16 protein-coding genes and 1 pseudogene are annotated in these 18,310 nt (G+C 71.1%); 13 read left to right on the top strand and 4 right to left on the bottom strand.

All coding sequences use genetic code 11. The features are described from left to right. Positions 1–14 precede the first annotated feature (14 nt). From BCF74_RS13185 to mshC, 8 genes are all read left to right on the top strand, one after another. Entirely contained in the window at positions 15–734 is a 720-nt protein-coding gene (locus BCF74_RS13185) for an MSMEG_4193 family putative phosphomutase (protein ID WP_106298421.1), read from the top strand. Between the two features lie 58 nt (positions 735–792). Next, on the top strand, positions 793–1,482 hold the full coding sequence (locus BCF74_RS13180) for an energy-coupling factor ABC transporter permease (protein WP_106298420.1): 690 nt from the start codon (positions 793–795) through the stop codon (positions 1,480–1,482). Continuing rightward, the gene (locus tag BCF74_RS13175) at positions 1,479–1,889 is read left to right on the top strand and encodes a PDGLE domain-containing protein (RefSeq protein ID WP_245889351.1); all 411 of its coding nucleotides are present in this window, start codon (positions 1,479–1,481) and stop codon (positions 1,887–1,889) included. The genes BCF74_RS13180 and BCF74_RS13175 overlap by 4 nt, the downstream gene beginning before the upstream one ends. Before the next feature lie 2 nt (positions 1,890–1,891). Further along, positions 1,892–2,665: a cobalt ECF transporter T component CbiQ gene (gene cbiQ, locus BCF74_RS13170; RefSeq protein WP_106298419.1), complete on the top strand. Its 774-nt coding sequence runs from the start codon at positions 1,892–1,894 to the stop codon at positions 2,663–2,665. Positions 2,666–2,738: 73 nt separating this feature from the next. Next, entirely contained in the window at positions 2,739–3,515 is a 777-nt protein-coding gene (locus BCF74_RS13165) for an energy-coupling factor ABC transporter ATP-binding protein (RefSeq protein WP_106298418.1), read from the top strand. 10 nt (positions 3,516–3,525) lie between these two features. Then, positions 3,526–4,035 carry a DUF3090 domain-containing protein gene (locus tag BCF74_RS13160; protein ID WP_106298417.1) on the top strand — a complete coding sequence of 170 codons (510 nt, stop codon included), beginning with the start codon at positions 3,526–3,528 and terminating at the stop codon, positions 4,033–4,035. Between the two features lie 2 nt (positions 4,036–4,037). After that, positions 4,038–4,829, top strand: a complete 792-nt coding sequence (locus tag BCF74_RS13155; RefSeq protein ID WP_106298416.1) for an SCO1664 family protein — start codon at positions 4,038–4,040, stop codon at positions 4,827–4,829. A gap of 22 nt (positions 4,830–4,851) precedes the next feature. Next, the gene (gene mshC / locus BCF74_RS13150) at positions 4,852–6,129 is read left to right on the top strand and encodes a cysteine--1-D-myo-inosityl 2-amino-2-deoxy-alpha-D-glucopyranoside ligase (protein WP_106298415.1); all 1,278 of its coding nucleotides are present in this window, start codon (positions 4,852–4,854) and stop codon (positions 6,127–6,129) included. Between the two features lie 283 nt (positions 6,130–6,412). Here the strand turns inward: mshC and BCF74_RS13145 are convergent, their stop codons facing one another. After that, positions 6,413–7,258: a PAC2 family protein gene (locus tag BCF74_RS13145; protein WP_106298414.1), complete on the bottom strand. Its 846-nt coding sequence runs from the start codon at positions 7,256–7,258 to the stop codon at positions 6,413–6,415. 64 nt (positions 7,259–7,322) lie between these two features. Here BCF74_RS13145 and BCF74_RS13140 point away from each other — a divergent pair, with 64 nt between their 5' ends. After that, positions 7,323–8,030, top strand: a complete 708-nt coding sequence (locus BCF74_RS13140) for an HAD family hydrolase (protein ID WP_106298413.1) — start codon at positions 7,323–7,325, stop codon at positions 8,028–8,030. Here BCF74_RS13140 and BCF74_RS13135 read toward each other — a convergent pair. After that, positions 7,959–8,804 carry a RecB family exonuclease gene (locus BCF74_RS13135; RefSeq protein WP_106298412.1) on the bottom strand — a complete coding sequence of 282 codons (846 nt, stop codon included), beginning with the start codon at positions 8,802–8,804 and terminating at the stop codon, positions 7,959–7,961. The two genes, BCF74_RS13140 and BCF74_RS13135, sit on opposite strands and share 72 nt — an antisense overlap. 170 nt (positions 8,805–8,974) lie before the next feature. Here BCF74_RS13135 and BCF74_RS13130 point away from each other — a divergent pair, with 170 nt between their 5' ends. After that, the gene (locus tag BCF74_RS13130) at positions 8,975–9,490 is read left to right on the top strand and encodes a putative glycolipid-binding domain-containing protein (protein WP_218279271.1); all 516 of its coding nucleotides are present in this window, start codon (positions 8,975–8,977) and stop codon (positions 9,488–9,490) included. A 6-nt stretch (positions 9,491–9,496) separates the two neighbouring features. Here the strand turns inward: BCF74_RS13130 and metH are convergent, their stop codons facing one another. Beyond that, the gene (gene metH / locus BCF74_RS13125; protein ID WP_106298411.1) at positions 9,497–13,315 is read right to left on the bottom strand and encodes a methionine synthase; all 3,819 of its coding nucleotides are present in this window, start codon (positions 13,313–13,315) and stop codon (positions 9,497–9,499) included. 73 nt (positions 13,316–13,388) lie between these two features. Continuing rightward, entirely contained in the window at positions 13,389–14,078 is a 690-nt protein-coding gene (locus tag BCF74_RS13120; protein ID WP_106298410.1) for an alpha/beta hydrolase, read from the bottom strand. 151 nt (positions 14,079–14,229) lie between these two features. Between BCF74_RS13120 and BCF74_RS13115 the strand changes: the two genes are divergently transcribed. The 3 genes and pseudogenes from BCF74_RS13115 to arc all read left to right on the top strand — a co-directional run. Continuing rightward, a complete protein-coding gene (locus BCF74_RS13115; protein WP_106298409.1) occupies positions 14,230–15,336 on the top strand; it encodes a site-2 protease family protein in 1,107 nt (368 codons plus the stop codon). 45 nt (positions 15,337–15,381) lie between these two features. Beyond that, positions 15,382–16,464: a tRNA (adenine-N1)-methyltransferase gene (locus BCF74_RS13110; RefSeq protein ID WP_106298408.1), complete on the top strand. Its 1,083-nt coding sequence runs from the start codon at positions 15,382–15,384 to the stop codon at positions 16,462–16,464. Positions 16,465–16,470: 6 nt separating this feature from the next. Beyond that, positions 16,471–18,163: pseudogene (arc, locus tag BCF74_RS13105) on the top strand (proteasome ATPase); the annotation flags it as partial. Positions 18,164–18,310: the final 147 nt, after the last annotated feature.

Here is an 18,310-nt window from a genome sequence, read left to right as displayed (position 1 = left end):
CTAGAGTTGGCGCCGTGGCAGTTCTCCTCCTCGTCCGTCACGGGCACTCCACGGCGAACGCCGACGCCGTGCTCGCGGGCTGGAGCGACGGTGTCGGCCTGACCGACCGAGGCCGCGGCGAGGTCGAGCGGCTGGCCGACCGGCTCGCCGACCTCGAGGTCGTTCGGGTCGTCTCGAGCCCGCTCCAGCGCTGCCGCGAGACGGCCGAGCTGCTGCTGCCGTCGCTGGGTGCTGTGGGCGTCGACGTCGCCGACGACCTGGGGGAGTGTCACTACGGCGCGTGGACGGGGCGGCGCATCGCCGAGCTCACCAGGGAGCCGCTGTGGCGCACCGTCCAGGACGATCCGGCCTCCGCGCGCTTCCCGGACAGCGAGACGTATGCCGCGGAGTCGCTTCGCGAGATGTCCGACCGGATGGTTGCGGCCGTGACGCGCCTCGACGCAGAGGTCGAGGCCGAACACGGGGCCGACGCGGTCTGGGTGGTCGTGAGCCACGGCGACCCGATCAAGGCCGTCGTTGCGGACGCGATGGGGGCGGGTCTGCCCGGACTCCAGCGGGTGCACGTCGACCCGGCCTCGGTCTCGGTCGTGCGCCGCGCGAGGGACCGTGGGCTCGTCCTTGCGGTGAACTCCTCGGGGGACGGGCTCGCCGACCGGCTACGCGCGCTGAGCGCCGCCGCGAAGCGTGCCGATGTGCCCGACGCGGACTCCACGGTCGGGGGCGGGACGGGCTAGAGTCCTAGTTGCAAATCATTGGCAACAAGGATCTTGGCTTCCGAGGAGGCACGACCTCATGCACGTCCCCGACGGGTTCTTCGACGCACCGACGTCGGTCGGCACCGCTGTCGTCGCGGTGGCCGGAGTCGCCGTGGCGCTGCGTCGCTCGTCCCGTGAGCTCGACGAGCGCACCGCACCACTGGCCGGCCTCGTCGCCGTCTTCATCTTCGCGGCGCAGCTGCTCAACTTCCCCGTCGGCGCCGGAACGTCGGGCCACCTCCTCGGCGGCGCCCTCGCGGCCATCCTCGTGGGGCCGTGGACCGCGACCCTCTGCATGACCGTGGTCCTCACCGTCCAGTCGCTGCTCTTCGCCGACGGCGGCGTGACGGCCCTCGGCACGAACATCACGCTCATGGCGATCGTCGGTGTCTGGGTCGGCTGGGGCGTCTTCGTCCTGCTGCGCCGGCTCGCCGGGCCCAGCCGTCCCGCGCTCGTCGCACCGCTCGCCGGGGTCGCCGCCTTCGTGTCCGTCCCCGCGACCGCCCTCGCCTTCACCCTCCTGTATGCCGTGGGTGGGCGTGCCGACATCCCGCTCGACGCGCTCGCCACCGCCATGGTCGGCTGGCACAGCCTCATCGGCCTCGGTGAGGCAGCGATCACGACCCTCGCCGTCGGGACCGTCCTCGCGACCCGACCCGACCTCGTCCACGGCGCCCGCGGCCTCGCGAGCGCGCGCCCCCTCGAGATCAGGGCGGTGAACGCATGACCCGCACGACCCGCATGGCCGGCACGGCCACCGCCTCGTCCGGTCGCCGTCTCAGCGTGCGCGGCCTCGTCCTCTCGGGCCTGGCCGTGTGCCTCGTGCTCGCCGGGGTCGTCTCGATCTGGGCGTCGAGCAATCCGGACGGTTTGGAGTACGTCGCCGCGAAGCTCGGCTTCGACACCACCGCGGGCGAGCACGCCACCGCGGGCTCGCCGTTCGCCGACTACCTCGTGGCCGGCATCGGCCAGGAGCGCCTGTCCGGCGCCATCGCCGGAGTGGTCGGCGTGCTCGTCGTCGCGGGCGTCGCCTTCGGGCTCATGCACCTGCTGGCTCGGCGCGGCCCGCGCGATGCCCTGACCGCCGATGCCGTGACCACCGACGAGCGCAGCGGCTCCCGCGACGACGGCTGACGGTGGGCTCACAGCAGGGGCCGCACCTGCACGTCGAGGGCGACTCGCTCGTGCACCGGCTCCCGGCCCACACCAAGCTCGTCGGGCTGCTCGCCTTCGTCCTCGGTGTCGTCGCCCTGCCCTCGTCGGCGCACCTGGCACGCTTGGCCATGCTCGCGCTGGCTGTCCTGGTCGTCGCGGCGACACGGGTGCCGTGGCGCCACGTCGTCCGCCGCATGGTTGTCGAGGTGCCGTTCGTCGTCTTCGCGATCGTGCTGCCCTTCGTCGCGACGGGACCGCGCCGGGCACTCGGTCCGGTCACCGTCTCGGCGTCGGGCCTCGAGGCGGCCCTGACGCTCCTCGTGACCGCAACCGTCAGCGTCCTCACGGCGATCGCCTTCGCCGTCACGACCTCGACCCGCGACCTCGTGCGTGCGTTGCAACACCTCCGCGTCCCGGACCGGTTGGTCCAGATCCTCGCGTTCATGGTGCGATACCTCGGTGTCGTCACCGCCCAGTCGCAGCGCATGAAGGTCGCCCGTGAGTCGCGCGCGTTCGAGGCGCGCACGGTGCGGTCGTGGCCGGTCATCGCCTCCAGTGCCGGCGCGCTCTTCGTCCGCAGCTACGAACGTGGGGAGCGGGTCCATCTCGCGATGATGTCCCGGGGGTACAGCGGGCGCCTGCCGGTCATCGAGCCGCTGCGCGCCACAGCAGGCCAGTGGACGCTGGCGCTGACGCCGGCAGTGTGTGCCGTGGCGGCCGGGGCCGCCGTCCTCGTGTCCGGGTGGGGCTCGTGACCGAAGCGCGGTCGGTCTTCAGCGGTGCCGAAGGGGACCTCGTGCCCGCGGCCCGCCACACCGGGTGGCCCCGATGAGCACGCCGGTTCTCGACGTCCGCGGGCTCGCCTTCGCCTACCCCGACGGACACCAGGCGCTCTTCGGGGTCGACCTCCACGTGCACGCCGGGGAGCGGGTCGCCCTCCTCGGCCCGAACGGGGCCGGCAAGACGACACTCGTCCTGCACCTCAACGGCATCCTCGAGGCCGGTGCCGGGTCGGTCGCGGTCTCCGGACTTCCCGTCGAGCCCGCGAACCACCTCGAGATCCGGCGCCGCGTCGGCATCGTCTTCCAGGACCCCGACGACCAGCTCTTCATGCCGACGGTGCGCGACGACGTCGCGTTCGGCCCGGCGAACCTCGGCATCCGCGGCGACGCCCTCGACACGCGGGTCGCGGCAGCCCTCGACGCCGTGGGGATGAGTGAGTTCGCCGAGCGCCCTCCGCACCACCTGTCCTTCGGCCAGCGCCGCCGCGTCGCGATCGCCACGGTTCTTGCGATGGACCCGGAGATCCTCGTCCTCGACGAGCCCTCGAGCAACCTTGACCCGACAGCCCGACGCGAGCTCGCCGAGCTGCTCACCGCCCTCGACGTCACCCTGCTCATGGTCACTCACGACCTGCCTTTCGCCCTGGAGCTGTGCGAACGCTCCGTCGTCCTCTCCGGCGGCGTCGTCGCCGCCGACCGGCCCACGGCGGAACTCCTCTCCGACGCCGCCCTGCTGCACGAGCACCGGCTCGAGCTGCCGTGGGGCTTCTCCGTCGAGGCCGCGCTGCGCAGTGCCCGAGACCGCCCGGACCAGCCGGGATAGTCTCGGATTCATGGCGATCACTGACTTCGACCCGCCCGAGCGGTTCGTGGCCGGCACCGTGGGCCCGCCCGGTGGGCGCACCTTCTTCCTCCAGGCCAGGGGCGGCGGCCGGCTCGTCTCGGTGTCCATCGAGAAGGTCCAGGTGGGGATCCTCGCCGACCGCATCGCCGACCTACTCGACTCGGTCGGCGGGATCGAAGGCTCGGACGCCGTCGCTGAGCACGCCGCCGACAACGAGGCACTGGACACGCCCATCGAGGACGAGTTCCGCGTCGACACGGTGAGCCTCGCCTGGGACCCCGACCGGTCGAGCGTCGTCATCGAGTGCCACGACCGCGACCCCGAGGAGGACGCGGGAGGCGAGACCGTGCGGGTCGTCCTCGACCCGACGAGCGCTCGCGCCTTCGCGCGCCGCTGCCAGGCGATCATCGCCGCGGGCCGCCCGCCCTGCCCCTTCTGCGGCCAGCCCCTCGACCCCGAGGGCCACATCTGCCCGCGCGCCAACGGCTACAAGCGCTGACGGTGGGCACCGACGTCGAGCGGCTCCTGGCCGGCGGCGAGGTCGAGCTCCTCGGCCGGGTCGTCGACTCCTCCAACGGCGCCGTGCTCGTGCGCGTCACGGGAGACACCGGTTCCCGGCTCGCGATCCACAAACCGGTGGCTCTGGAACGGCCGCTGTGGGACTACCCGGACGGCACGCTCGCGGCACGCGAGCGGGCGGCATACCTCGTCTCCGCGGCAGGCGGCTTCGACGTCGTTCCCCCGACGGTCCTGCACGACGGACCGTGGGGCCCCGCCGCGACGCAGATGTGGGTCGGTGACCCGGCGCGCGAACCCGAGTACGTCGTCGACGTCGTCGACCCCGACGAGGTGCCCGCGGGCTGGCGCGAGGTCCTGCGCGGAGAGGCACCCGACGGCTCCGAGGTCGTCGTCGCCCACTCCAGTGACGCGGCGGTGCGCACGACGGCGGTCTTCGACGCGCTCATCAACAACTCCGACCGCAAGGGCGGCCACCTCCTGCTCGTCGGCGACGACCTGTGGGGCGTCGACCACGGCGTGAGCCTCGGTGTCGAGCCCAAGCTGCGGACCGTCCTGTGGGGCTGGGCCGGGCAGCCGATCGAGGATGACGACCTCGCCCGCGTGGCTCGCGTCCGGGACGCCCTCGAGACCGGCACCCTCGCCGACGAGCTGGACGAGCTGTTGACGCTCTCCGAGGTATCAGCCCTCGCGACGAGGGCCCGGACGCTGCTCGAGGACCGCCGGCACCCGGTGCCCGTGCCCGGTTGGCCGCCGATCCCGTGGCCGGCGATGTGACGTCGCGCCGTAGGCTTCGGGCGTGATCTCGTGGCCGCCTCCGTTCCTGCCCGCCATCCCCGGAGACGGGGCCGCGCTCCGGCTGCACGACACGAGCACGGGGGAGCAGCGCGAGGTCGTGCCGGCGACCGGTGACGTCGCGCGGCTCTACGTCTGTGGGATCACGCCGTATGACGCCACGCACCTCGGTCATGCCGCCACGTATGTCGCCTTCGACCTCGTGAACCGGGTCCTGCGCGACAACGGCCACGAGGTGCACTACACGCAGAACGTCACGGACGTCGACGACCCGCTGCTCGAGCGTGCCGCCCGCGACGGCGTCGACTGGCAGGACCTCGCCGTCGCCGAGGCCGACCTCTTCCGGGAGGACATGACGGCACTGCAGGTCATCCCGCCGCGTGACTACGTCGGGGTCGTCGAGGCCATGGGCACGATCGGCGAGCTGGTGCGGCGCACGGTGGCGAGCGGGGCGGCATACGAGCTCGAGAACGACGACGCGGACGGCCCGGACCTCTACCTCGACGTCGCGAAGGTGCCCGGTTTCGGCGACGTGTCCGGCTGGACGCGCGAGCAGATGCTCGAGGTGTACGCCGACCGTGGCGGCGACCCGGACCGCGTCGGCAAGCGCGACGCGCTGGATCCGCTGCTGTGGCGCGCGGCGCGGGACGGCGAGCCCTCGTGGGAGCTCGACGGGCTGCCCGCGGGCCGGCCGGGATGGCACGTGGAGTGCGCGGCGATCGCGCTCGACCGGACCGGGGTGCCGCTCGATGTCAACGGCGGCGGTTCGGACCTCGTCTTCCCGCACCACGAGATGACCGTGGCGCACGCGCGGGCGCTCGGCGTCGACGACTACGCCCGCCTCCAGGCCCACGCCGGGATGGTCGGGCTCGACGGTCACAAGATGAGCAAGTCCCGCGGCAACCTCGTCCTCGTGTCCGCGCTGCGCCGCGACGGGGTCGACCCGATGGCGATCCGGCTTGAGCTGCTGGCGCAGCACTACCGCAAGGACTGGGACCATACGCCGGAGCTGCTGGCGCAGGCGCAGGCCCGGCTCGAGCAGTGGCGTGAGGCCCTGTCGGTCAACGCCGCGCCATCGGCCGATGCGACCGTGACCGCGATCCGCGAGGCACTGGCCGACGACCTCGACGCACCCGCTGCCCTGCGGGCGGTCGACGCCTGGGCCGAGCAGACCCTCGCCGCGAACAGGGACGAGAGCGCGGTCGGTTCGGGCGACCTCGACCCCGCCGCACCGGGTGTCCTTGCACGCGCCCTCGACGCCCTCCTCGGCCTCCGCATCTGACCTCGGGCTCCCGTCCCGAACTCACCCAATTGGACGGTTGGGGACAGGGGTCGGCTATGCCGTGTGGCACGGCTCGCGTCCCGAACTCACCCAATTGGACGGTTGGGGGACAGGCGCTCGGGTATGCCGTGTGGCGCCGCTCCCGTCCCGAACTCACCCAATTGGACGGTTGGGCACAGCCGCTCGGGTATGCCGTGTGGCGCCGCTCCCGTCCCGATCTCACCCAAGTGGACGGTTGGGGACAGACGGCTGGGTACGCCGTGCGAGCGCGGTGACGCGTCGATCAGTCGGTCGTGCCGCGGCGGCGCAGGTAGCGCTCGAACTCCTTGGCGATGGCGTCGCCCGACGCCTCCGGGAGCTCGGCCGTGTCCTGCGCCTCCTCGAGCGACTCGACGTACTCCGCCACCTCCGCATCCTCGGAGGCCAGCGCGTCGAGGCCGCGCTCCCACGCGCGGGCGTCGTCGTCGAGGGAGCTGTGCTCGATCGGACCGTCGAGCAGCTCCTCGAGCCTGGTGAGGATCGCGCGGGTCGCCTTGGGTGAGGGCGTGTGGTGCGCGTAGTGGGGGACCGCCGCCCACACCGAGACCGACGACAGGCCGACCTGCACGGCCGCGTCGGCGAGGACGCCCACGATCCCGGTGGGCCCTTCATACGTGCTCGACTCGATGTCGAGGCGGTGACGGGTGTCCTCGCTGTCGGAGGTGACGCTCACCTGGATCGGGCGGGTGTGTGCGACGTCGGCGAGTAGCGCCCCGAGCGTGATGACCGTCGTGACGTCGGCCTGCTGGGCGAGCTCCATCAGCTCGATCGCGAACGAGCGCCAGCGGAACGACGGTTCCACACCCTGCACGAGCACGATGTCGCGGCCGATGGGCGTGTCCGTCGCGACGAGCACCCGAGTCGTGCGCCACGAGATGCGGCGCTGTCCGCCGTCGGAGACGACCCGTGGCCGGTTGACCTGGAAGTCGTAGTAGTCCTCCGGGTCGAGGGCGGCGACGGGCTCGGCGCCCCACGCCTCGGCGAGGTGCTCGATGACACCGCTCGCCGCCTCACCGGCGTCGTTCCAGCCCTCGAAGGCCGCGATCATCACGGCGTTGTCCAGCTCGGGCAGGTCGTCGATCTCGATCACCGCGTCCTCCTCGTCGGGTCGTCCTCGTGAGTGCCTGCTCCGAGCCTATGCGTACCCTCCTCGTATGACGTTGCCTGCCGCCGTTCTCTGGGACATGGACGGGACCCTCGTCGACACCGAGCCGTACTGGATCGAGGCCGAGCACGACATCGTCGAGGAGCACGGCGGCACGTGGAGCGACGAGTACGCCCACCAGCTCGTTGGCAACGACCTCATGGTCAGCGCCCAGTTCATCCGGGACAACTCGCCGATCACCTGGGAGCCGGAACGGATCATCGACGAGCTCCTGCTCCGTGTCACGAAGCGGGTGCGCGAGCACGTCCCGTGGCGGCCCGGCGCCCGCGAACTCCTCGCCGCGCTGCTCGAGCAGGGGGTGCCGAACGCCCTCGTCACGATGTCGTGGAGGTCGCTCGCAGTCGCCGTCGTCGCGGCCCTGCCGGAGGGGACGTTCGCCGCGGTCGTCACCGGGGACGAGGTCGAGCACGGCAAGCCGCACCCCGAGCCCTACCACGCAGCAGCCCGCCTGCTCGGCGTCGAGCCGCGCAACTGCGTCGCCATCGAGGACTCACCGACCGGCGTGCGGTCCGCCGTCGCCGCAGGCGTCCCGACGATCGCGGTGCCACACGTTGTGCCTGTGCCGGTGACGCGCGGGGCCGTGCAGCTGCCCAGCCTGCGGGGCCTGACCCCGGCGGACCTGACGTCAGTCGTCGCCGACCTCCGCGTCACCGGTGACCTCCGGGTGGAGGACGAGGCTTCCCGCACCCTCGGGTAGCGGCGGGGGAGTGCCACCGAACTCGGGGCACAGCTCCTGGAAGTCGCACCAGCCGCACAGCTTGGACCGGCTCGGCCGCCAGTCACCGGTCTCGCTGGCTCGCACGATGGCCGCCCAGACGGCCTTGACGTTGCGCTCGAGCGCGAGCAGGTCACGCTCGTCCGGCTCGTAGCGAACGATCTCGCCGTCCCCGAGGTAGACGAGCTGCAGCATCCGCGGCACGACCCCGCGCTGGCGCCACAGCACGAGCGCGTAGAACTTCATCTGGAAGAGGGCCTTGCCCTCGAACGCCTCCCGCGGCGAGCGCCCCGTCTTGTAGTCGACGACCCGCATCGCACCGTCCGGGGCGATGTCGAGCCGGTCCACGTAGCCGCGCAGCGTCAGCCCGTCGACGTCGGTCTCGACGTAGAGCTCGCGCTCGGCCGGCTCCAGCCACTGCGGGTTCTCGAGGGTGAACCACCGCTCCACGAGAGCACCCGCCGCGGTGAACCAGCCGTCCTCGGTGAGCGACTCGTCCTCCTCGAGCATCGTCGCCAGCTCCGGCCGCTCGGTGACGAGCGACTCCCAGCGCGGCTGGAGCAGGGCGAGCGCGGCGTCGGGAGTCCGCTGCTCCGCTGGCAGCTCGAAGAGGTGCTCGAGCACCTCGTGCACCAACGTGCCCCGGGCCGCCGCGGGGGAGGGCGGCCCGTCGAGCTTGTCGATCGTCCGGAAGCGGAACAGCAGCGGGCACTGCTTGAAGTCCGCTGCGCGGCTCGGGGACAGGGCGGGAACCATGGACGACACCGTATGCCGTCCCACCGACAGTCCCGTCCGCGTCACCTTTCGGCAATCAGCCGCCCCTCAGCGACAATCCGTCGGCCCTCAGCGGCAGGATGTCGGCATGAGCGCATCCCTTCCGGCCACTGCGGCGTGGCGTTTCGCGCCGCCCGCGTGAGGGAACAGAAGTGGCCTTCGTGGGCCACGCGGAGGACTCGTGGACGTTCCACGGCGGCGCGACGGCCCTCGACGGCGACTCCGGGTGGTCGGTGCGCTACGAGATCGAGGTCGGGCCTGACTGGGTCACCCGGTCCGCCGACGTCGCCATCGTGGACGCCTCTGGGCGCCGCCAGGTCCGACTCGACCACGACGGAGCCGGCCACTGGCGGGTCGACGGCGAGCAGCGCCCGGAGCTCGACGGGTGCCTCGACGTCGACCTCGAGACGTCCGCCCTGACCAATGCGTTCCCGGTCCTGCGCGGATCGCCCGGTGACGGCGCCCGATTCGCGGCACCCGCGGCATACGTCCGCGCCACCGGCACGGTGACGCGCCTGGAGCAGACCTACGAGGCCCATCCCAGGACGACCGATGACGCGCGCCAATTCGACTACGCCGCACCGGAGTTCGCCTTCACCGCCCGGATCGCCTACGACCCCTCCGGTCTGGTTCTCGACTACCCCGGGATCGCCCGCCGGCTGCGCTGAACCGGGTCAGTCCTCGGGGAGGTAGCCGAGGTTGGGGGAGAGCCAGCGCTCGGCCTCGGCGAGGGTCCAGCCCTTGCGCTGCGCGTAGTCCTCGACCTGGTCTCGCCCGAGCCGCCCCACGACGAAGTACTGCGACTGCGGATGGGCGAAGTACCACCCCGACACCGACGCGCCCGGCCACATGGCCATCGACTCGGTCAGCTCGATCCCCACCGCCCGCTCCACGTCGAGCAGCTCCCACAGCAGCACCTTCTCGGTGTGGTCCGGGCAGGCGGGATAGCCGGGTGCCGGCCGGATGCCGACATAGCGCTCGGCGATGAGGTCGTCGTTGCGCAGGTGCTCGTCCGGCGCGTAGCCCCAGAAGTCGTGGCGCACCCGCTCGTGCATCCGCTCCGCGAACGCCTCGGCCAGCCGGTCCGCCAGCGCTTCGAGCAGGATGGCGCTGTAGTCGTCGAGGTCGGCCTTGAACTCGGCGATCTTCTCCTGCGACCCCAGTCCCGCGGTCACGGCGAACGCCCCGACGTGGTCACGCAGCCCGGTCTCCTTCGGCGCGACGAAGTCGGACATCGCCCGGTTCGGCACGCCCTCGCGGTGCTGTCCCTGCTGCCGCAGCGTGTGCAGGGTCGTGAGGACCGACGAACGCGACTCGTCGGCATACACCTCGATGTCGTCCCCGACGGAGTTCGCCGGGAAGAGCCCGATGACACCGGACGCGCGCAGCCACTTCTCGTCGATGATCCGGTCAAGCATGCGGTTCGCGTCCTCGTAGAGCCGGGTGGCGGCCTCGCTCGTCGCGGGGTTGTTGAGGATGTCCGGGAAGCGCCCCTTCATCTCCCACGCGAGGAAGAACGGCCCCCAGTCGATGTAGTCGCGGAGCTCCTCGAGCGGGTAGTCCGTGAAGGTCCGCACGAACTGCGTCTGCCCGCGCCGCGCGGCACCGGACTGCCGCTGCAGCAGCTCCTTCTCCTGTGCCGCAACGAGATTCGGCACATGCGGTCGGTATGCCGTCCAGTCGATGTCCGTATGCCGTTCGCGCGCCTTCTCGATCGACACCAGGGGGCGTTCGGTCGCCTTCGCGGCGTGCCGGGCCCGGAGCGAGTCGTAGTCCGCGGTGACCTGCTCGAGCAGCGCCGGGCGCGCCTCGTCCGACAGCAGCTGGGACACCACGGGAACCGACCGGGACGCGTCCTTGACCCAGACGACCGGCCCGGAGTACTTCTGGTCGACCTTGACGGCCGTGTGTGCCCGCGACGTCGTCGCGCCGCCGATGAGCAGCGGGATGTCGAGACCCTGCCGCTCCATCTCGGTGGCGAACCCGACCATCTCGTCGAGGCTCGGCGTGATGAGCCCGGAGAGCCCGATGACATCGGCCTGCTCGTCGCGCGCGGCGTCGAGGATCTTCTGCGCCGGCACCATGACACCGAGGTCGACGACGTCGTAGTTGTTGCACTGGAGCACGACGCCGACGATGTTCTTGCCGATGTCGTGGACATCGCCCTTGACGGTCGCCATGACGACCTTGCCCTTGGACCGGGCCGCGTCGCCCGGCTGCTTCTCGGCCTCGATGAAGGGGATGAGGTAGGCGACCGCCTTCTTCATGACCCGCGCCGACTTCACCACCTGCGGGAGGAACATCTTCCCCGAGCCGAAGAGGTCGCCGACGACGTTCATGCCGTCCATGAGCGGGCCTTCGATGACCTCGATCGGGCGTCCGCCGCGCTCGGCGATCGCGGCGCGCAGCTCCTCGGTGTCGGCCTCGACGTGGTCGTCGATGCCCTTGACGAGGGCGTGGGTGATCCGCTCCTCGACGGGCAGCTCGCGCCACTCCTCGGTCGCGGCCTCGGCCACCTCACCGGTCGTGTTGAACCGGTCGGCGATCTCGAGCAGGCGCTCGGTCGAGTCCGGGCGCCGGTTGAGCACGACATCCTCGATCCGCTCGCGCAGCTCGGGGTCGACCTGGTCGTAGACGACGAGTGCGCCGGCGTTGACGATGCCCATGTCCATGCCGGCCTGGATGGCGTGGAAGAGGAAGACCGCGTGGATGGCTTCGCGCACGGGGTTGTTGCCGCGGAACGAGAACGACACGTTCGAGACGCCACCGGACACGAGCGCGCCGGGCAGGTTCTCCTTGATCCAGCGGGTCGCCTCGATGAAGTCGGTGCCGTAGGCCGCGTGCTCCTCGATGCCGGTCGCCACCGCGAAGATGTTGGGGTCGAAGATGATGTCCTCGGCGGGGAACCCGACCTCCTGCGTGAGGATGTCGTAGGCCCGCTGGCAGATCTCCTTGCGCCGCTGCAGGCTGTCGGCCTGCCCCTGCTCGTCGAAGGCCATGACGACGATCGCGGCGCCGTACTTGCGGCACAGGCGCGCGTGCTCGACGAACGGCTCGACGCCCTCCTTCATCGAGATGGAGTTGACGATCGGCTTCCCCTGGACGCACTTCAGACCGGCCTCGATGACCTCCCACTTCGAGGAGTCGACCATGACCGGCACGCGCGAGATGTCTGGCTCGGACGCGACGAGCTTGAGGAAGCGGTCCATCGCGGCGACGCCGTCGATCATGCCCTCGTCCATGTTGACGTCGACGACCTGGGCGCCCGCCTCGACCTGCTGGCGCGCCACCGACAGCGCGGCGGGGTAGTCCTCGGCCTGGATGAGCTTGCGGAACCGTGCCGACCCGGTGATGTTGGTGCGCTCACCGACGTTGACGAAGAGCGACTCCTCGGTGACCGTCAACGGCTCCAGCCCGGACAGCCGCAGCGCCGGCGGGACCGAGCTCGGCTCCCGCGGCGTGGCACCCTCGGCTGCCGACGCGATGGCCTTGATGTGCTCCGGCGTGGTGCCGCAGCAGCCGCCGAGCAGGTTGACCAGCCCCGCCGACGCGAACTCGCCGACGACCGAAGCCATGGCCTCCGGCGTCTCGTCGTACTCGCCGAAGGCGTTGGGCAGCCCCGCATTCGGGTAGCACGACACGAAGGTGTCGGCCACGCGAGCCAGCTCCGCGGCATACGGCCGCATCTCCTCGGCACCGAGAGCACAGTTGAGCCCGACAGCGAGCGGCCGCGCGTGCCGCACGGAGTTCCAGAACGCCTCGGTGACCTGACCCGAGAGGGTGCGCCCGGAGGCGTCGGTGATCGTGCCGGAGATGACGACCGGCCAGCGGCGGCCCTGCTCCTCGAACAGCGTCTCGAGGGCGAAGATCGCGGCCTTGGCGTTGAGCGTGTCGAAGATCGTCTCGACGATGAGCACGTCGGTGCCGCCGTCGACGAGGCCGCGGGCCTGCTCGAGGTAGGCCTCGACGAGCTCGTCGTAGGTGACGTTGCGCGCGCCGGGGTCGTTGACGTCGGGGGAGATCGACGCGGTGCGGTTCGTCGGGCCGAGCGCACCGAGGACCCAGCGCGGCCGGTCGGGAGTGCGCTCCGTCATCGCGTCCACGGCCTCGCGGGCGAGCCGCGCCGAGGCGACGTTGAGCTCGTAGGCGAGGTCCTCCATGCCGTAGTCGGCCAGCGAGATCCGCTGCGCGTTGAAGGTGTTCGTCTCGACGAGGTCGGCGCCCGCCTCGAGGTAGGCCGTGTGGATGGCGCGGATGGCGTCCGGCTGGGTGATCGAGAGCAGGTCGTTGTTGCCCTTGAGGTCGCTGCCCCAGTCGGCGAACCGCTCGCCGCGGTAGTCCTCCTCGCTGAACCCCTCGCGCTGGATCATCGTCCCCATCGCCCCGTCCATGACGAGGACCCGCTCGCGCAGTGCGGCGGTGAGCTCGTCGGTGGCGTCGGGGCGGTGCGCGGTCGCGGGGTCCGCGGCCGGTGTCGTCGTGGGGGAGTTCACCGCGTCAGTATGCCGTCCGCCGACCTGCACGCGTCGGTGCAGGTCAGCGGACGGACGCCATGTCTCCGTGACGTCAGAGCGCGGCGACGGCCTCGTCGATGAGGTCGCAGATCGCGGCGGGCTGCGAGGCCAGCGACGCGTGGGAGGCGTCGAGCTCGATGACCTTCTTGGGGTTCATCCGCTCCGCCATGCGGCGCTCGTTATCCGGGTCGATCATCCGGTCCTGGGTCGAGACCTGGTACCAGACCGGCTTGTTCTTCCACGCGGGAGCGGTGACGGCGTCGCCGAACGTCGAGCCGAGCGGCGCCTTCTGGGTGACCGCCATGACGTGGGCCTGCTCCTCGTCGAGGTCCTGGGCGAAGCTCTCGCGGTACTTGTCCTGGGCGATCCAGAGGTAGCCGTCGGAGTCCGGCGCGATGGCGTCGAACGCGGCCGGCTTGTGCTCCTCACTGATCTGGCCGGGCGACTCGCCGGCGTCCGGGGCGAAGGCCGCGACGTAGACGAGGCCCTGGACGTTGGGCTGGTCGCCTGCCTCGGTGATGACGGCCCCGCCGTAGGAGTGGCCGACGAGGACGACGGGTCCGTCGACCTGGGCGACCATCTTGCGGGTGCGCTCGGCGTCGTCGGCGAGACCGGTGAGCGGCAGCTCGACGGCGCGGATCTTGTCGTAGCCGCGCTGGGTCAGCTCGTTGATGACGCCGGCCCAGTGGGCGGCGCCTCCCCAGAAGCCGTGGACGAGGACGATGGTGGGCTTGTCGGCCATGACGTGTCGAACCCTTTCGGTCGATGCGGTGCCCACGGGGCCGCGGGTGCTCGCGGTCGTCACGCTAGGGGCAGTCGCCCGTGCGCGCCATGCGAGAACGTCACCGGGCACGAGTCATAGGCAAGCGGTCTGGACCCGTACCCTGACGCCTATGAGTGCGCCCGCCACCGAGACGACCCCGTCCGGTCTCGTCATCGCCCGGATCGGTGGCGTCCCGGTCGTCATCGGCGCCAGCTGGCTGCTCCTTGCGGCGGTGATCACCTTCGTCGTGGGCAGCGGGTCACCTGAGCTGGGTAGCACCGCCTACCTGCTCGGTGGCGTGTATGCCGTGGCGCTCCTCGTCTCCGTCCTCGTCCACGAGGGGGCGCACGCCGCGGCAGCCCGCGGCGTCGGACTGCCGGTCCACCGCGTCGTGGCCGACCTGTGGGGTGGGCACACGGCATACGACGGACGCCTCTCGACACCGGGCAAGGCCGCGCTCATCGCGATCGTCGGCCCGATCTCGAACTTCGCGCTCGGTGCCGTGGCCTGGGTCGCCTCGAACGCCGTCACCGCCGACATCCCGCAGCGGATGCTCTTCGGCGTCGCGTTCGTCAACGTCCTGCTCGCCGCCTTCAACCTGCTGCCCGGGCTGCCGCTCGACGGTGGACAGCTCGTCGACGCCCTCGTCTGGAAGGTCACCGGCAGCCGGGAGACCGGCCTCATCGCCGCCGGATGGACCGGACGGGTCGTCACGGTCGGCGTGCTGCTGTGGTTCGTCGTGCGCCCGCTCGTCCTCGGCCACCAGCCGTCGCTGACCTCGCTCATCTGGATGGCCCTCGTCGGGATGTTCATGTGGCAGGGCGCGACCGCGGCGATCCGGACCGGCCAGGCCCGCCGCATGCTCGGCCGCGGCACGGTCGCCCAGGTCGTGCGTCCCGTGCCGGTCGTGCGCGCCGGGGACGTGCTCGAGACAACCGCCGCGACAGGCGGGCTCGCCGTCGTCGTGGACGACCGGGGCGCCCCGCAGTCGCTCGTCTTCCCCCAGGACGCCGCGAACGTCCCGCGCGACCGCTGGGTCTCGACGCCGGTGTCGGCGCTGGCCCGGGTGCAGCCGGCCGGCTGGGTCGCGACGACGCGCCGCGACGACGACCTCACCGAGGTTGTGACGGCGATCCAGGAGTCGCAGAGCCCGGTCGTCGTCGCGGTCGACGAGGCCGGCCGCGTGCTCGGCATCGCGACGGTGGAGGCCGTCAACGCCGTCCTCGAGGGCCGCTGACCTCGTGACCGGGGCGAGGTCGGGCGACAACTAGACTCACCGGCCATGACTGCGACCGGTGCCGACCTGCGACGTGGACCCTTCGCCGAAGGGGAGCGGGTGCAGCTCACCGACGCCAAGGGGCGGATGCACACCATCACGCTCGCCCCGGGCAAGCAGTTCCACACCCACCGGGGCTACCTGCTCCACGACGACCTCATCGGCGCGCCCGACGGCACGACGGTGACCAACACGGCGGGCTTCGAGTACCTCGCGCTCCGGCCGCTCCTCGCGGACTACGTCATGTCCATGCCACGCGGTGCCGCGGTCGTCTACCCCAAGGACGCGGGCCAGATCGTCACGATGGCCGACATCTTCCCCGGCGCGGTCGTCGTCGAGGCGGGCGTGGGCTCGGGCGCCCTGTCGATGTCGCTGCTCCGGGCCGTGGGCGAGTCGGGGCGGGTGCACTCGTTCGAGCGGCGTGAGGACTTCGCCGACATCGCGAAGGCCAACGCGCGCGCCTACTTCGGTGAGGACCACCCGGCGTGGACCGTGACCGTCGGCGACCTCGTCGAGGCGCTGCCTGTGACGGTGGAGCCGGGGACCGTCGACCGCGTCGTCCTCGACATGCTCGCCCCGTGGGAGTGCCTCGACGTCGTCGCCGAGGCGCTCGCCCCCGGTGGCGTGCTCATCTGCTACGTCGCGACGGCGACCCAGCTGTCCAAGGTCGCCGAGGCGATGCGCGACGCGGGCCGGTGGACCGAGCCGAACGCGTGGGAGTCCCTCGTGCGCGGCTGGCACCTCGAGGGCCTCGCAGTACGCCCGCAGCACCGGATGCACGGCCACACCGGCTTCCTCATCACGACGCGACTGCTCGCACCGGGCGTGACGCCGCCGCGCCGGACCCGCCGCCCGGGCAAGGGGTACGAGGCCACCGAGACCGGTGAGACCGCCGAGGTGAGCAGAGCGGACGGCGCGCCGACGACGACCCCGAGCGGACGGCATACGGACGACTCGACGGCGACCCCGCCGTCACCGGAACCGGGCTTCGCCGGCGTCCCCGACGACGAGTGGACCGCGGAGGCCATCGGTGAACGTGTCCCGTCCGACAAGCGAGTCAGGAAGGTGCGGCGCGGGCTCACGGGTTAGCGTTGAGGGAGAGCCACACCTGAGGAGGCCCGTCATGAGCCAGACCCCACCGCCCGGCGAGAGTGGTGCCGTGCGCCGCCTCGAGGACACCGTGACCGACCTGCGCTCGCAGCTCGGCACCGTCTCGGCCCAGAACGAGCGCCTCGTGCGCACCCTCAAGGACGCCCGCGAGCAGATCGTCACCCTCAAGACCGAGGTCGACCGCCTCGGCCAGCCGCCGTCCGGGTACGGCGTCGTTGTCGAGACGTTCGACGACAAGACCGTCGACGTCCTCACCGGCGGTCGCAAGATGCACGTCGCGGTGAGCCCGACGATCGAGCCGCACGAGATCGAGGTCGGCCGCGAGGTCATGCTCAACGAGGCGATGAATGTCGTCGCTGTCCACGGGTGGGAGCGCGCGGGCGAGGTCGTGCTGCTCAAGGAGCTGCTGGGCGAGGACCGCGTCCTCGTGCTGTCGCGCGCCGACGAGGAGCGCGTATGCCGGGTGGCCGCTTCGCTCGCGGACGTGCACCTGCGCGTCGGGGATGCGCTGCTCATGGAGCCGCGCAGCGCCTTCGTCTACGAGCAGATCCCGAAGGCCGAGGTCGCCGACCTCGTCCTCGAGGAGGTCCCGGACATCGACTACCAGGACATCGGTGGGCTGTCGGGGCAGATCGAGCTCATCCGCGACGCCGTCGAGCTGCCCTACCTGCACCCGGACCTGTTCACCGAGCACCACCTCAAGCCGCCGAAGGGAGTGCTCCTCTACGGCCCGCCCGGCTGCGGCAAGACGATGATCGCCAAGGCCGTGGCTGCGTCGCTCTCGCGCAAGATCGCGGAGAAGGAGGGCCGTGAGCCCGGCAAGAGCTACTTCCTCAACATCAAGGGACCCGAGCTGCTCAACAAGTACGTCGGGGAGACCGAGCGGCACATCCGGCTGATCTTCCAGCGGGCGCGGGAGAAGTCCAACGAGGGCCTGCCCGTCGTCGTGTTCTTCGACGAGATGGACTCGCTGTTCCGCACCCGCGGCTCGGGGGTCTCGTCGGACGTCGAGACGACGATCGTGCCGCAGCTGCTGTCCGAGATCGACGGAGTCGAGGGCCTCGAGAACGTCATCGTCATCGGCGCCTCGAACCGCGAGGACATGATCGACCCCGCGATCCTGCGCCCCGGCCGGCTCGACGTGAAGATCAAGATCGAGCGGCCCGACGCCGAGGCCGCGACGGAGATCTTCGGCAAGTACCTCACCGCCGACCTCCCACTGCACCCCGAGGACCTCGCCGAGAACGGCGGGTCACCGGAGGCGACGGTCGAGGCGATGACCGAGGCCGTCGTGACGCGCATGTATGCCGAGGACGCGGAGAACGAGTTCCTCGAGGTCACGTACGCCGGTGGGGACAAGGAGGTCCTGTACTTCAAGGACTTCAACTCCGGCGCGATGATCCAGAACATCGTCGACCGGGCGAAGAAGATGGCGATCAAGGACCTGCTGACGACCGGTCAGCGGGGTCTGCGGGTCGACCACCTGCTGCAGAGCCTCGTCGACGAGTTCAAGGAGAACGAGGACCTGCCTAACACGACCAACCCCGACGACTGGGCGCGCATCTCCGGCAAGAAGGGGGAGCGGATCGTCTACATCCGCACCCTCATCAAGACCAAGGAGGGCAACGAGCCCGGCCGGTCCATCGCCAACATCGCCAACACCGGCCAGTATCTCTAGGCCGTAGCCCCGTCCGAGCCCGCGCCGACCAGGCCGTCAGCGGGCGGCCAGGTGAATCGACATGTCCGCTCTCCAGACGCATGGCCTATAGATACGTAGATTGCGTACCTATAGGCCATGGGTCCAAGAGGGGCGTGTGGAGGTCGA

Source organism: Knoellia remsis, assembly GCF_003002895.1.
Lineage (GTDB): Bacteria > Actinomycetota > Actinomycetes > Actinomycetales > Dermatophilaceae > Knoellia > Knoellia remsis.
Note: the sequence above shows the minus strand (reverse complement) of the source record. Positions and strands in the feature narration are given on the sequence as shown.

What these genes read in the sequence shown, in the direction of transcription:
- BCF74_RS13180 (WP_106298420.1), top strand. Translation starts at nt 793, where the DNA reads ATGCACGTCCCCGACGGGTTCTTCGACGCACCGACGTCGGTCGGCACC.
- BCF74_RS13175 (WP_245889351.1), top strand. Translation starts at nt 1,479, where the DNA reads ATGACCCGCACGACCCGCATGGCCGGCACGGCCACCGCCTCGTCCGGT.
- BCF74_RS13165 (WP_106298418.1), top strand. Translation starts at nt 2,739, where the DNA reads ATGAGCACGCCGGTTCTCGACGTCCGCGGGCTCGCCTTCGCCTACCCC.
- BCF74_RS13160 (WP_106298417.1), top strand. Translation starts at nt 3,526, where the DNA reads ATGGCGATCACTGACTTCGACCCGCCCGAGCGGTTCGTGGCCGGCACC.
- BCF74_RS13140 (WP_106298413.1), top strand. Translation starts at nt 7,323, where the DNA reads ATGACGTTGCCTGCCGCCGTTCTCTGGGACATGGACGGGACCCTCGTC.
- BCF74_RS13135 (WP_106298412.1), bottom strand. Translation starts at nt 8,804, where the DNA reads ATGGTTCCCGCCCTGTCCCCGAGCCGCGCAGCGGACTTCAAGCAGTGC.
- BCF74_RS13120 (WP_106298410.1), bottom strand. Translation starts at nt 14,078, where the DNA reads ATGGCCGACAAGCCCACCATCGTCCTCGTCCACGGCTTCTGGGGAGGC.
- BCF74_RS13115 (WP_106298409.1), top strand. Translation starts at nt 14,230, where the DNA reads ATGAGTGCGCCCGCCACCGAGACGACCCCGTCCGGTCTCGTCATCGCC.
- BCF74_RS13110 (WP_106298408.1), top strand. Translation starts at nt 15,382, where the DNA reads ATGACTGCGACCGGTGCCGACCTGCGACGTGGACCCTTCGCCGAAGGG.